The organism is Litorivivens sp. (assembly GCF_041624475.1).
GTDB lineage: Bacteria > Pseudomonadota > Gammaproteobacteria > Pseudomonadales > Spongiibacteraceae > Litorivivens.
Genome location: NZ_JBFJUX010000001.1, coordinates 489,542 through 502,789 on the forward strand (window position 1 = coordinate 489,542; position 13,248 = coordinate 502,789).

Annotated in this window: 12 protein-coding genes; 8 read left to right on the forward strand and 4 right to left on the reverse strand. The window is 58.0% G+C overall.

What is annotated here, in order from left to right; all coding sequences use genetic code 11:
- Window positions 1-72 precede the first annotated feature (72 nt).
- Together ABY734_RS02250 and ABY734_RS02255 are read right to left on the reverse strand one after the other, a co-directional pair.
- The gene (locus ABY734_RS02250; protein ID WP_372777334.1) at window positions 73-870 is read right to left on the reverse strand and encodes an aldo/keto reductase; all 798 of its coding nucleotides are present in this window, start codon (window positions 868-870) and stop codon (window positions 73-75) included.
- Between the two features lie 9 nt (window positions 871-879).
- The gene (locus ABY734_RS02255; protein WP_372777335.1) at window positions 880-2,070 is read right to left on the reverse strand and encodes an FAD-dependent oxidoreductase; all 1,191 of its coding nucleotides are present in this window, start codon (window positions 2,068-2,070) and stop codon (window positions 880-882) included.
- A gap of 41 nt (window positions 2,071-2,111) precedes the next feature.
- Here ABY734_RS02255 and waaA point away from each other — a divergent pair, with 41 nt between their 5' ends.
- Entirely contained in the window at window positions 2,112-3,431 is a 1,320-nt protein-coding gene (waaA, locus tag ABY734_RS02260) for a lipid IV(A) 3-deoxy-D-manno-octulosonic acid transferase (protein ID WP_372777336.1), read from the forward strand.
- A 42-nt stretch (window positions 3,432-3,473) separates the two neighbouring features.
- On the opposite strand, the gene ABY734_RS02265 is transcribed toward waaA, so the two are convergent.
- On the reverse strand, window positions 3,474-4,865 hold the full coding sequence (locus ABY734_RS02265) for a TolC family outer membrane protein (protein WP_372777337.1): 1,392 nt from the start codon (window positions 4,863-4,865) through the stop codon (window positions 3,474-3,476).
- A 176-nt stretch (window positions 4,866-5,041) separates the two neighbouring features.
- Between ABY734_RS02265 and ABY734_RS02270 the strand changes: the two genes are divergently transcribed.
- From ABY734_RS02270 to parE, 4 genes are all read left to right on the forward strand, one after another.
- Window positions 5,042-5,482: a DUF1249 domain-containing protein gene (locus tag ABY734_RS02270; protein ID WP_372777338.1), complete on the forward strand. Its 441-nt coding sequence runs from the start codon at window positions 5,042-5,044 to the stop codon at window positions 5,480-5,482.
- A gap of 120 nt (window positions 5,483-5,602) precedes the next feature.
- On the forward strand, window positions 5,603-6,382 hold the full coding sequence (gene cpdA / locus ABY734_RS02275; RefSeq protein ID WP_372777339.1) for a 3',5'-cyclic-AMP phosphodiesterase: 780 nt from the start codon (window positions 5,603-5,605) through the stop codon (window positions 6,380-6,382).
- On the forward strand, window positions 6,383-6,964 hold the full coding sequence (locus ABY734_RS02280; protein WP_372777340.1) for a YqiA/YcfP family alpha/beta fold hydrolase: 582 nt from the start codon (window positions 6,383-6,385) through the stop codon (window positions 6,962-6,964).
- A 6-nt stretch (window positions 6,965-6,970) separates the two neighbouring features.
- Window positions 6,971-8,860: a DNA topoisomerase IV subunit B gene (gene parE, locus ABY734_RS02285; RefSeq protein WP_372777341.1), complete on the forward strand. Its 1,890-nt coding sequence runs from the start codon at window positions 6,971-6,973 to the stop codon at window positions 8,858-8,860.
- Between the two features lie 71 nt (window positions 8,861-8,931).
- Here parE and ABY734_RS02290 read toward each other — a convergent pair whose 3' ends face one another.
- On the reverse strand, window positions 8,932-11,250 hold the full coding sequence (locus ABY734_RS02290) for a TonB-dependent receptor (RefSeq protein WP_372777342.1): 2,319 nt from the start codon (window positions 11,248-11,250) through the stop codon (window positions 8,932-8,934).
- Window positions 11,251-11,539: 289 nt separating this feature from the next.
- Between ABY734_RS02290 and ABY734_RS02295 the strand changes: the two genes are divergently transcribed.
- The 3 genes from ABY734_RS02295 to ABY734_RS02305 are packed head-to-tail and all read left to right on the forward strand — an operon-like array spanning window position 11,540 to window position 13,240.
- A complete protein-coding gene (locus ABY734_RS02295; RefSeq protein WP_372777343.1) occupies window positions 11,540-12,070 on the forward strand; it encodes a nuclear transport factor 2 family protein in 531 nt (176 codons plus the stop codon).
- Entirely contained in the window at window positions 12,070-12,507 is a 438-nt protein-coding gene (locus tag ABY734_RS02300) for a DUF2721 domain-containing protein (RefSeq protein WP_372777344.1), read from the forward strand. Before ABY734_RS02295 ends, ABY734_RS02300 begins: the two co-directional genes overlap by 1 nt.
- Window positions 12,497-13,240 (forward strand): TlyA family RNA methyltransferase, encoded by a 744-nt coding sequence (locus ABY734_RS02305; RefSeq protein ID WP_372777345.1) that lies wholly within the window; start codon window positions 12,497-12,499, stop codon window positions 13,238-13,240. Before ABY734_RS02300 ends, ABY734_RS02305 begins: the two co-directional genes overlap by 11 nt.
- Window positions 13,241-13,248 lie beyond the last annotated feature (8 nt).

Genomic DNA, 13,248 nt, shown 5'->3' on the forward strand with positions numbered 1-13,248 from the left:
GCATAGACCCTTTTGCCGTGCGAAAGACGCAAATGCTCTATGCTTACAACCCGCGCTTACAAGCACAGAGGCCTAGCTCCCCAACGCCCGCAGGCAGGCGGCGGCGTTCTCGCGCAGATGGTCGGGGTTGATGGTGCCGACAATGGCGCTGGTGACGCCGGGGTGCGAAAGCGCGAAGCTCATGGCTGCCTGGGCCGGATCCTGTTCGCTGATCAGATGACCGCTGCCCAGAGCCTTCTTCAATATAGCCGCCTTGCCGTGGCGTGCACAGTAATCCAGCACCGGGGATTCCTCCTGATGCGCGGGGTTGTAAGTGACCATCACCGCATCGCACAGCTCGGCGGCCAGTAGGCCGCCGGTGACGGTTTTGGTCGACATGCCGATGGCGCGTATCAGGCCTTCCTGCTTGCACTGCTGCAATGCTTCCAGCGCCCCTTCGTGCTGCAGGATGTGCTCGTCACGGCCATCCGAATGGATCAGCACAATATCAATATAGTCTGTTTTCAAACGATCGAGGCTGCGCTCAATACTCTGGCGAGTGTGGCGGTGGCTGAAGTCAAAATGGGACTCGCCACTGAGATTGTCGAATTCCTCGCCGACCTTGGAGCAGATAACCCAGTGCTCGCGCTGGCCCTGCAGTAGAGTGCCCAGGCGCTGTTCGCTGTTGCCGTAGGCAGGGGCGGTATCGATCAGGTTGATGCCCAGATCGCGCGCCAGCGCAATCAGATTGGCGGCGGCCTTGTCGTCGGGGATCGTGAAATGTTCGGGGTATTTGACGCCCTTGTCCCGGCCCAATTTGACCGTGCCCAGCCCCAGCGGGCTGACCATCAGCTCGCTGCTGCCAAATCGGCGCTGGCTAAGAGTCTCCATGTCGGCTCCTTAAAACAGGGTGTCCCAGCAGGGTGTTGCAATAACCGGTTTTTCCAGCGACTGCAATGCAGCCGGCGCCTCGGTGCTGGCTCCGGCCGGCAGCGGCGCAAGCTGCTCGCAGGCCTGATTGGCCATATCCGGGGTCAGCGTGAGTTTGGTCGGCCAGCACACCAGCAGATTATCGCAGGCGCGCTCGGCGTAGGCCTTGTCGGGTTTGATCAACTGGCTCTGTTTGGGTTCGGCGCGATCGACTGGCAGCGTGGCCCATTCGGTCTGCCCAAAGTCTATCCACGGGAACAGTTCGAACAGCTCGCGTCGGGCCTTGTCGATCAATGCCTCGGCGCTCATGCCCACACCTTCGGTGGCCAGATCGCCGCCCATATACCAGCACATACGCCCGTCGCTGCAGCGGTGACTGGAGATGGTCAGGCGCGGTGAGGGGTTGCTGCCCATGCAGTGGGCATAGAGCGCAGAGTCAAAGTCGTGTTTGACCAGCACCTGCTGCAGCGGGCGGCGCTGCATGGCGGGTTGCTCGAGATCGAGCTGGGCTAACAGGGATTCATTGCCGGCGCCGGCGGCGAAAATGAAATTGTCGGCGGCAAGCTTCATCCCGTTGTCCCATTGCAGGTGGGTGACCTGCCGGTCATTGCGCTGCAATCTGGCCCGGGACCAGTCAATCTTGAAAATGCGGTCGCGGTGGGGGGCGGACAGGGTTTCTATCAGCGAGGGTACATCGAGTACCAGGTCCGCCAGACGGTAGAGCGAGCCTTTAAAGGCGGGGTTATCAAAGGCGGGCGGGCGATCGTCGGGTTTGACGTTATCCACGCGCCCGCGCAGCATTTTGCTGGCGAAAAAAGAGGACAGGCGAGAGGTCAGCGAACGGGTAGACCAGAGATAAAAATGCCGGCTTAGTACATTGCAGGCGCGGATATCCACATCGCCCTGGCCTTCCAGGCAGCGGGCCCAGTGCCCGGGCATGGCGGCAATGGCCTCCGACTCGCCGGTCAGGGCGCCGCCCAACGCGTATTTGATACCGCCGTGAATCATGCCTTGTGAGGCCATGGTCTGTGAGCTGCCCAGCGCACTTTGTTCAAAGAGCACCGCATTGCGGCCTTCGGCAACCAGGCGATTCAGCAGCCACAGGCCGGCGATGCCGCCGCCGACGATGATAGTGTCCACCTGTGGGTGAGAGTCTGTCATGGGTTCTCCTTCAAGAGCCGCAGTATAGCAAAGAGCTTCACATGTTTCGGGCTGCTCGCTATGCTTGGCCCCACAATTCCTGCCTGATTTCTGTGATGCCGCTGCTTCTTTATACCTGCCTGTTCTACCTCATCACGCCGCTGCTGGTGCTGCGACTGTGGCAGCGTTCGCTGAAGGCCCCGGCTTACCGGCACCGTATTGCCGAGCGCTTCGGTTTTTTTGCCGCGCCTGATCTGAGCGACAGTATCTGGGTACATGCGGTGTCGGTGGGGGAAGTGATTGCCGCTGTGCCGATGATACGCGAGCTGCAGCAGCGTTACCCCGAGCGGCCCCTGGTTGTTACCACCATGACTCCCACCGGCTCCGAGCGAGTGCAGGCCATGCTCGGAGACAGCGTTTTTCATGTGTATGCCCCCTACGATACGCCCGGCGCCATTAATCGGTTTTTGCGGCGAGTGTCGCCGGCCCTGCTGGTTATTATGGAAACCGAAATCTGGCCGAATATGGTGTGTTGTTCGCGTAAGGCGGGTGTGGACGTGGTGCTGGCGAATGCCCGCCTGTCAGAGAAATCCGCCCGCGGCTACGGCCGCCTGCCAGCATTGACGCGGCGGGTATTTTCATCAATTTCGCAGGTGGTGGCGCAGCACCGCAAGGATGCCGAGCGCTTTCAGGCGCTGGGGGTGCCATCGGCGCAGCTAAGCGTGTCGGGCAGTGTGAAGTTTGATGTCACGGTTTCTGAGGCGTTGCGCGAGCAGGCGCGGCAGGAACGGCAGAAACTGGGCTTGGCAGCGCGGCCGGTGTGGTTGTGTGCCAGCACCCATGAGGGCGAAGAAAGCCTGATCTTGCAGGCCTTTTCCGCGATTCAGAAAAGCTTGCCGGAGGCGGCTCTCTTGATCGCGCCGCGCCACCCGGAGCGCTTCGATCTGGTCGCAGAGCAGATTGCGGCAGATGGATGGACGCTGCGGCGACGCAGTGCCGGCGATACGGCCGCCGGCGCCGACGTGCTGCTGCTCGATACCATGGGTGAGTTGATGCTGCTGTTTGGTTGCGCCGATGTGGCCACCGTGGGCGGCAGTCTGATCGAGCGTGGAGGGCACAACAGCCTTGAACCGGCGGCCTGGGGTCTGCCACTAGTCAACGGTCCCAGCGATTACAATTTCGCGGCAATTTCTGAACTGCTGCAGGGCGCTGGTGCGTTGACCCTCGCCGACTCTGCGGAGGCGCTTGTCAACGAGGTGCAGCCGCTATTGACGGATGAAGCGCTGAGGCGGCAGCGCGGCACGCTGGCCAAGGCTGTCATCGACGAAAATCGCGGGGCGCTGGAACGCTTGCTCGCGGTAATCGACAAACAGCTGCCATAAAAAAAGCGCTGCCTAGACAGCGCTTTTCTACCTCTATAGTCTTTATATGTTCTGCTTTTTAGCCTCGTCGGCCACAAGCCACTTGTCCAGATTATAAATGTCCTGGGGGCTCAATGTGCCGGCCTGCTGCTTCAGTTTCAGCATGTTCAGCACATAGTCGAAGCGGGCATTGGCGTAATCGCGAATCGCCGCGTACAGCGAGCGCTGTGATTGCAGTACATCCACGATATTGCGTGTTCCCACCTCGTAGCCGGCCTTGGTTGCATCCAGTGCGCTCTGGGCTGACACGATATTCTGTTTGCGGGCCTTTATGCGTTGTACGTCGGTGCTGACGGTTAGGTGCAGGGAACGGGTTTGCTGGACTATCTGGCGCTGCGTGTTGATCTTTTGCTGCAGCGAGGCGTTGTACTGCTCGTAGGCCTGGCGGCGCGATGCGCTGACACCGCCGCCGGAGAATATGGGAATATTCAGGTCGAACTGGATGGCGCTGGTTTCCGTAGTGTCGTTGGTGGTGAAACTGCCGGCGGCTGCGCTGTACTCGTTGTCCGCATCGCTGTCCTGGTAGCTGAGGCTGCCCGTCACGGAAGGCAGGTGCTCCCACTTTTTCGATTCGGCCGTTTTATGGCTGGACTGCATGCGGTAAATGGCCGCCTTGAGTTTGTGATTGTTCTCAAGCGCAAAGTTTACCCACTCGGCGCGGTCTTCAGGCGTGGGGTTAGTCACCGGAAATTGCTCGCTAAGGCGCATGATTTCTGAGTGACTGCGGCCGGTCAGCACAGACATGGCTTCATAGGCGGTACCCAGATTGGCTTCAAAGGTCAGCCGCTGGGCGACAGTGTTATCGAAAACGGCGCGCGCTTCGTGAACGTCGGTAATGGCAATCAGGCCAACATCAAAGCGCTGCTGGGTCTGTTCCAGCTGGCGTTTGGCGGCGCGTTCTTCAGCGCGGGCGGCCTCCAGATTTTCGTAGGCGCGCAAAACGTTGAAGTAACTCTGAGCGACACGAATAACCAGATCCTGCTGGTCTGCCGCCAGCTGTGCCTCGGCCTGCTTGCTGACCAGCTTGCCCGCCTTGAATGAGAACCAGCTCGGCAGATCAAAAATATTCTGATTCAGTGACAAGGAGTAGGCCGTTGTATCGGTGTCGAGTTCCAGGTTTATGGGCGTTGTAGTGCCGCGCGTCGGATTGGGGCCCTGCTCGATCTCGCTGTCACTCTGGGTATAACGCGCATTGCCGCTGACTTGCGGCAAAAGGGCTGAGCGCGCAATTTTCTCGGTTTCCAGATTGGCCCGGTAGGTGGCTTCCGCCGCCTTAAGGGTGGCGTCGTTTTTCAGTGCGAGTTCGTAAATCTCGCTCAGGCTGCCGCCAAAACTGAAGGAGCTGCTAAGGCCGATCAGTCCGGCCAGCGCCAGTGGTAGTGCGCGTCGTGTCATGCGGAGATCCATCCCATCTACACTCAAATTTGGCAGCGAGTTTAGCAAATTGGCCCCGAAAGCCCCATCCGTATTCACATTAATTAAGTATTTTTAAGTATGGCTGCAGCGGGTATGATGAGCCTTTGACGGGCAATGCGGCCTGTCAGTAACGGCAGGAAATAGCGGTATTACACGTGGCAAAACCCGTTTATAACGTCGATCTTTCAGCGCATCTGGCTGAGTGCGAACTCAACTTTGTGCGTCTGTGCAGATTGCTTCCGCGCATGGAGGCGGGCGATGAGCGCGTGTTTGGTCTCGGTGAGGGGCTGCAGGTGCGCATTGCCGTCAGCGAGCGCACGCCCTATACCAGCCTGTTGCAGATCGGGCAGGAGCATGCGGCGCTGACTGATCTTAATAATGAAATGACCGTGCGTGTCTATCACGACGCGGGTGTGGCCGAAGTGGCCAGTTTTGCCGGTTGCTATCGAGTGCTGGGGAAAAACGACTACCCCAATCGCCGTATGCACCAGCGCGATGAAAAGCAGCAGTGGAACCGCTTTCTTGGTGAATGGCTGCAACATTGCCTGGAGCAAGGGCGAAGTTTGGGCAATCCTACCGCTCTGCTGACACTTTAAGCCCTCCGCCTTGTGAAAAATGCGACAAGGTAGCTGGTGCTCTTTCCTTGAGTATGTCTCAATCGCGATAATGTGTAACGCGACGCCGTGCCATTGTCAGGAGTGAAACTGAGCGGGCCTATGGAGCCAATTCGGATACTACAACTCAGTGATACCCATCTTGGTCAGACACCGGGCTATGAGCTGCTGGGCATGGATACCGATCACAGCATGATGCAGGTGCTGCGTCTGGCTGAAAGCCTGTCCGAGCCGGATATCTACCTCTTCAGTGGTGACATCTCCAACAACGGTTACGCCGAGGCCTATGAGCGTCTTTATTGGGTGATGGATGGGCGTAGCAATGCGGTCTGGCTGCCGGGTAACCATGACAGTGTGGAAGCGATGAAGGCCACCTGTGGCGGGGGTTGGTACCGGCCGCGGCTGGATCTGGGCGACTGGCAACTGATTTCCCTCGATTCTTCGGTGCCTCATACCCCGCGCGGCACGCTGGCGCAATCCCAGCTGGATTTTCTCCGCGAGCATCTGGACGCGAACCCGAACAAGCACACACTGGTCGCTTTGCACCACCACGTGCTGCCGGTCGGCTGTGATTGGCTGGACGAACAGCTGCTGAGTAATCAGGCCGAATTTCTGGAGCTGGTATCCGCCTACCCGCAGGTCAAGGCGGTGACCTCAGGACATGTGCATCAGGCGCGCGATGTGGAATATCTCGGCACGCGTTTTTTGACCTCGCCGTCCACCTGCATTCAGTTTGCTCAGCACAGCGCCGACTTTCTGGTCAGCAGTGAGGCGCCGGGGCTGCGCTGGCTGGAGCTCTACCCCGACGGGCGTATTGAGACCGGCATTCAGCGTGTCGCCGATGTGCATTTTCAAATTGATCTGGCCGCCAAGGGTTATTGATTGTCTTCAGCGATACTCTACATACACGGTTTTATCTCTTCTCCCCAATCCATTAAAGCGCAGCAGAGCCGGGCCTATGCCCAGGCGCTGGGCATTGAGTGCGCAGTGCCCGGTTTGCCAAATACCCCGGGGGCTACTCTTGCCTGTGTTGAGCGGGAGTTGCAGGGGCTCTTGGCCCGGCACACTCGGGTCGGACTGATTGGCAGTTCCCTGGGCGGTTTTTTCTCGACGGTGCTGGCAGAAAAATACGCCGTGCCGGCGGTACTGATTAATCCGGCGGTGCGCCCCCAGCATCTGATCGCTCACTACGTCGGTGATAATTTCAATCCCTATACCGAAGAGCATTTCCAGATTACACCCGCGCATACCCGCGAACTGGCCGATATGGAACCGCTCAGTGTGACGCCAGAGCGTTACTGGGTACTGCTGCAGAGCGGGGATGAGACGCTGGACTACCGGGACGCGCAAAGCTACTACAGTGCGTGTAGAATGACCGTCGAACAGGGTGGGGATCACTCGTTTACGACCTATGAATCCTATCTGCCCGATATCGTCACGTTTCTCCAATTGACGGAAAAATAACAGTTTATGAGCGACTATACCGCTGAATCCATTGAGGTTCTCACGGGGCTGGAGCCAGTGCGCAAACGCCCTGGCATGTACACCGACACCACCCGCCCCAACCACCTGGCTCAGGAAATCATCGATAACAGTGTCGATGAGGCGCTGGCTGGTCACGCCAGTGAAATCACCGTGACCCTGTATAAAGACGGCACCCTGAGCTGTGTCGACAACGGCCGGGGCATGCCGGTAGATATGCACAAGGTGCAGGGCAAATCGGGGGTGGAAGTCATCATGACCACCCTCCATGCAGGAGGTAAATTCTCTAACAAGAACTACCAGTTCTCTGGCGGTCTGCACGGTGTTGGCATATCGGTAGTGAATGCACTCTCGTCCTGGCTGGAAGTGACCATTCGTCGCGACGGGCAGGTTTACCGGATGGCCTTTGAAGACGGAGAAAAGGCCTCAGAGCTCGAAGTCATCGACACCTGCGGCAAGCGCAATACCGGCACCGAGGTGCGTTTCTCGCCGAACCCCAAGTATTTTGATTCCGCCAAGTTTTCTATTCCGCGCCTGAAACACGTGCTGCGGGCCAAGGCTGTGCTGTGTTCGGGCCTCAAAGTCATTTTCAAAGATGAAACCGGCGATGCCAGCGAAGAGTGGTATTACGAAGACGGTCTGACCGATTACCTGCTGAGCAGCACCCGCGGCTGGGAAACCTTGCCCCAGGAGCCTTTTGTCGGCTCCTTCACCAGTCACAACGAAGCGGTGGACTGGGCCGTGCAGTGGTTGCCGGAAGGCGGCGAGCCCACCACCGAGTCCTACGTCAACCTGATTCCCACGGCTCAGGGTGGCACCCACGTTAACGGTCTGCGCACGGGTCTGCTGGAGGCCATGCGCGAGTTCTGCGAATTTCGCAATTTGCTGCCACGCGGCGTCAAGCTGACCCCGGAAGATATTTGGGACCGCTGTTGCTATGTGCTGTCGTCCAAGCTGGAAGATCCGCAGTTCTCCGGCCAGACCAAGGAGCGGCTGAGCTCGCGTGAAGCGGCGCCCTTTGTATCGGGTGTGGCCAAAGACGCCTTCAGTTTGTGGCTGAACCAGCATACCGGCGAAGCGGAAAAACTGGCTGAGCTTTGCATCTCCAACGCACAGACCCGGATGCGCAAGGCCAAGAAGGTAGTGCGCAAGAAGGTCACCTCCGGCCCGGCGTTGCCCGGCAAGCTGGCGGACTGCTCCGGCGATGATCCGGCGCGCGGTGAATTGTTTCTGGTTGAGGGTGACTCGGCGGGGGGCAGCGCCAAGCAGGGTCGCAACCGGGAGTTTCAGGCGATACTGCCGCTGCGCGGTAAAATCCTGAACACTTGGGAAGTGGACTCCCAGGAAATTCTCGCTTCTCAAGAAGTGCACGATATTTCGGTTGCCATTGGGGTCGATCCCGCGTCCGACGATCTGACTGGGCTGCGCTATGGCAAGGTCTGTATTCTCGCGGATGCGGATTCCGACGGCGCCCATATTGCTACCCTGATCTGCGCCCTCTTTGTACGCCACTTCAAACCGCTGGTGCAGGCCGGTCATGTGTATATCGCCATGCCGCCGCTGTATCGGGTGGATATCGGCAAGGAAACACACTACGCCCTGGACAAGAGCGAACGTCAGGGTATCCTCGATCGGCTTGAGGCCGAAGGCAAGCGCGGCAAGATTCAGGTAACCCGCTTTAAAGGTTTGGGTGAGATGAACCCCCTGCAGCTGCGCGAAACCGTTATGGATCCGGATACCCGCCGCCTGGTTCGCCTGACCATTGAAGCCGGCGATGACACCGCGCCCCTGATGGATATGCTGCTGGCCAAGAAGCGTTCGCCGGATCGCAAGGCCTGGCTCGAATCCAAAGGTGATCTGGCGGAAGTGGTTGGCTAGACGATCCGCAATAAAAAACGCCCACCTAATGGTGGGCGTTTTTGTTTCTAGTACGATCTTTTAAGGTTTTCTCAGGGGTACTTGGCGGTAAACGTCAGGCCGACCAATTTGTCGGGGCCAGCGATAAAGGTCGGCAAGCCAAAGCTGTCGCCGGTATTACCCGCGTCGAGCAGGTAGTCCTTGTCTTCCAGGTTTTTGCCGTAGAGTTCGACCACATAGTTGCCGCCCATGGATTCATAGCGCAGGGACAGATCCCAGATGCCATAGCTCGGCTGGAATTCGTCCTGAGTGTCGTCAAATTCCTGCAGATCCGGGCGGTCGTTGTCGTCGTCAAAGAAGATTTCGGACTTGTAGGTATACGACGGCGTGACCGAAAACAGGCCAAAGTCCGTGGGGAAGCTCAGGGTGGCGCCGATCGCTACGCTGTGGTCCGGGCTCAAACGGAATTTGTTGCCACCAAATTTCTGAGGGTTGCCGTCTTCGTCGGTGCTTTTGAAGCGACCGAAATTGTAACCGTAACTGAAAAAGGTCTGCAGATTGTCGAGCGGCTGTGCGTCGACTTGCAGTTCCAGTCCGTGTGAGGTCGCCGAACCTGCGTTAAGCACGATAACGGCAGCTTCGCCGGGCGCGAACAGTGTGGTCTGGAAGTTGGTGTACTCGTAGTAAAACACCGAGCCGCTGATGTTGATGCGATTGTCCAGCAGGCTGTAAAAACCGCCGATTTCGTAGGAGTCCACTTCCTCTGCATCCAGCGTTTCCGCTTCAACAAAATCTTCGTCCTCGGGGGTATTGAAAGCTATAACTTCCGGGCGGCGACCGCGCGAGTAGCTCACCCAGGCATTCAGGTCTTCAGTGAAGTGGTAGGAGGCTACGGTGCGCCAGGACCAGCCTTCAAAGGTGTCGCTGGCACTGACCAGTTCGCCACCCGGTGAGGCGGCTATAAACAGGGTATTGCCGGGGTCGTTGGGTAGCGGAATGGGGCCAGGTGCCGGGCTGCCCAGAGTACGGCCAAAGTAGGAGGTTTTCTTATCGTCCTTGGTCCAGCGTACGCCGGCGGTCAGCTCGAGTTTTTCGGTTACGTGGAAGGTGGCGTCGGCAAACAGATCAACCGATTTTGTGTCGCTGCGGTTGGCGAACTCCTCTTCATACAGTTCACCTGAGGGCGGGAGCGTGGGTTCGCTGCCGCGGCCGGAGGCGAGGAATTCGAGAAAGAAGGGCAGACCCTGCTGTTTGTCCGTTGCGACTGGTGCGTACTGCTCACCTTCTTCCTCCAGGTAGTTGGCGCCGAAGAAGGCGGACAGCTGACCGCCTGCATCGTAGTTGAAGCGCAGTTCCTGGCTGAACTGTTCGCCCGTCGCCAGTTCTGAGGCAATAAGAATGTCGTATTGTGAGCCGTCGCCGTCGAAGACCTCGTCAGAATCAAATTCGCGCGTGCCGGAGATCGATGTGACCGACCAGTTGTCATTGATATCCCACACCAGAATGCTGGTCAGGCTATCGAGCTCGCGTTCCAAGCCTAGATCAACGCCACTCCGGTAGCCGCCAAAGCTCTTCAGTGCCGCACCGGTGAAGGGGCTGGTGTCACCCCCGGGAGGCGCAAAGCGGTTGTTCTTGAAACCGGTACCCGGCGGTGTGTCTTTTTGGTGGTTGGCAATCAGGTCAAGCCGCAGTGAATCCGTGATATCCGCGTGCAGTGAGACGCGGTAGGCGCGCACGTCGGCGCCATTAAAACCTTCACCGCCGAGCAGGTTTTCCACATAGGGGTCGCGTTTTTTATCGACAAAGGCAACGCGCCCGGCAAGACGATCATTAATGATCGCGCCACCCAGATGACCGCTGACTTCCTGATACTCAGTATCGCGAACACTTTCACCGTAACCGATCTTGATCTGCGCCTCGGTTTCGTAATCGGCTTTGCGCTGGATCACGTTGATGCCGCCAATCAGGGCGGCGCGGCCAAACAGGGTGCTCTGGGGGCCTTTGACAACCTCAACCCGTTCCAGATCATGCAATTCAAAAAACGAGCCGCGTGAGCGGGAAGAAGGAACGCCATCCTGAAACACGGCGATACGCGGCTCGATATTGGATTCACCGCTGTCGGAGGTAATGCCGCGAATGACGAAGGCCGGGTTGTTTGCGCTCTGTTCCTGAACTTCCAGACCGGGGATAAAGTTGGCCAGTTCATCAAACTGCTGGATATTGAGTTGGGCCAGTCGGTCGCCGCTCATGGCGTTGATGTTGATAGGCACATCCTTCAGCGATTGCTCCCGCTTCTGAGCAGTCACAATAACTTCTTCGATTTGGGCCTGCAGTGGCAGAATGGTAAGTCCCAGCAGTGCGGCTGCACCGCAGCGGCGCAGTGCGCAGGTGCGAGGTTTGGAGCTCTTCATATCCCGGATATCCCGTTATTGTTGTGGGCCGTCGCGGCCGGTTTATGTTTATAGCGCAGCTGACCCTTGCATGCTTCGGGGAGCTGGCGGATGAATCTGGGCGAGTGTAAGCAGTGAATATGACATTTCTGTAACGGCGCGACAAGCGCGAGGTCGTCCGGCGTGTGATGCTGGCTATAAATCCGGTGTATGGGGCTGTTTTGTAGGAAGGGAGGGTGTCCGCCAGTGATGCTGTCCCCGGATTTGTCGATTCAGTAAACTGTCGGCTTCTCTTTTTGAGGAATAAAACATGTCACTGGAAATATTGCAGGCAAAAGACGCTATTCGCGATCTCGTGCTGCGTTACTGCCGAGCCATTGACCGACGCGACTACGCGGCGCTGCCGGCCCTCTATCACGACGATGCGACTGATGATCATTCGCCCATGTATTGCGGCAGCGCTGCCGGTTATCTCGAGTGGCTGCCCTCAATGCTGGAGACCATGACAGTAACCTCGCATATGGTGCAGAACCACCTGATTGCGGTGGAGGGGGATCGTGCCGAGGGCGAGGTAGTGATGATTTCTTATCATCTGACCAAAGATGAAAGCGGACAGGATGTGGAAATCATTATTGGCGGGCGCTATCTGGATCGCTATGAGCGACGCGCTGGAGAATGGCGTTTTGCCCATCGCAAGATCGTGATGGACTGGAATCAGATTCAGCCATCAAGCTGCCAGTGGGATTCGCCGTTGGTGGCAGGAACACCGGTTGGCGCGCGCTGCAGTGAAGACCCCGCGGGCTTGTTTTTTGACTTGCTGCGTTTTACCGAGGAAAGCTGATGGTGGCAGAACTCTCAATTATCACCCTCGCTCAGGCCATACAACAGTCGGTTGCGCCGGTGTTTTTGTTGGCGGGCATTGGTGGCATTCTGAATGTGTTGACCGGTCGCCTGGCGAGAATCATCGATCGCAGCCGCTCACTGTATCAGCGTCTGGAACATGTGACCGATGAGCGCGAAGAAGGTATTCGCGAGGAACTGAGAACACTGACCCGGCGCGGTCGGGTGGTGCATCGAGCGATTGGTTTCAGTACCGGCAGTGCGTTGCTGGTCTGTCTGGTGATTGCGATGCTGTTTATCAATGCGGTGATGGGCTGGCACAGCGATACGCCCATCGCGGTACTGTTTATTCTGGCCATGGTGTTTCTGATTATCTCGCTGACCGGCTTTCTGCGTGAAATCCAGCTGGCCACACGAGTGATGTTGAATGGGCCTTAAGCGTGCCGATATCTTGCTTGTTGAGCTCGGTCTGGCTGAATCTCGGGCACAGGCCCAGCGCTGGATCGGCGAGGGCAAGGTCGAAGCCGGCGGGCAGCCGGTAGTGAAAGCCAGTCAGAAGTTTCCAGACGATACAGTATTCAGCGTGCGCCGCGATGAGCAAGACCGTTTTGTATCGCGCGGCGGACTGAAGCTGGCGGCGGCGCTGGAGCGCCAGCTATTTCCGATTCAGGGCGTTGCGCTGGACGTGGGTGCGTCTACTGGCGGTTTTACCGACTGCCTGTTGCAGGCGGGAATTGGTGAAGTGGTATGTGTCGATGTCGGGCACGACCAGCTCGCGGAGCGTATTCGCAGCGACGGGCGTGTGCATAACTACGAAGGAATAAACGCTCGCGAGTTACCGCAAGACTTGTTGCAGCATGCACCTGAGGGTTTTGATCTGGTGGTGATGGATGTGTCCTTTATTTCCCAGACCCTGATTCTTCCAGGCCTGCCGGCATTGATGAAGCCCGGCGGCTGGCTGGTCAGTCTGGTGAAACCCCAGTTTGAGGTTGGCCGTGAGTTTATCGGCAAGGGCGGGCTGGTGCGTGATACCTCCCGCTACGCGGTGGTGGAGCAAAACGTAAAAGGCTGTGCCAATGAATCCGGCCTTGAGGTGGCTGCCTTTTTTGACAGCCCGATCGAAGGTGGTGACGGCAACCGAGAGTTTATTATGGTTGCCACAAAACGTTAGGGTTTGAT

What these genes read in the sequence shown, in the direction of transcription:
- ABY734_RS02250 (WP_372777334.1), bottom strand. Translation starts at nt 870, where the DNA reads ATGGAGACTCTTAGCCAGCGCCGATTTGGCAGCAGCGAGCTGATGGTC.
- ABY734_RS02255 (WP_372777335.1), bottom strand. Translation starts at nt 2,070, where the DNA reads ATGACAGACTCTCACCCACAGGTGGACACTATCATCGTCGGCGGCGGC.
- waaA (WP_372777336.1), top strand. Translation starts at nt 2,112, where the DNA reads ATGTTTCGGGCTGCTCGCTATGCTTGGCCCCACAATTCCTGCCTGATT.
- ABY734_RS02265 (WP_372777337.1), bottom strand. Translation starts at nt 4,865, where the DNA reads ATGACACGACGCGCACTACCACTGGCGCTGGCCGGACTGATCGGCCTT.
- cpdA (WP_372777339.1), top strand. Translation starts at nt 5,603, where the DNA reads ATGGAGCCAATTCGGATACTACAACTCAGTGATACCCATCTTGGTCAG.
- parE (WP_372777341.1), top strand. Translation starts at nt 6,971, where the DNA reads ATGAGCGACTATACCGCTGAATCCATTGAGGTTCTCACGGGGCTGGAG.
- ABY734_RS02290 (WP_372777342.1), bottom strand. Translation starts at nt 11,250, where the DNA reads ATGAAGAGCTCCAAACCTCGCACCTGCGCACTGCGCCGCTGCGGTGCA.
- ABY734_RS02295 (WP_372777343.1), top strand. Translation starts at nt 11,540, where the DNA reads ATGTCACTGGAAATATTGCAGGCAAAAGACGCTATTCGCGATCTCGTG.
- ABY734_RS02300 (WP_372777344.1), top strand. Translation starts at nt 12,070, where the DNA reads ATGGTGGCAGAACTCTCAATTATCACCCTCGCTCAGGCCATACAACAG.
- ABY734_RS02305 (WP_372777345.1), top strand. Translation starts at nt 12,497, where the DNA reads ATGGGCCTTAAGCGTGCCGATATCTTGCTTGTTGAGCTCGGTCTGGCT.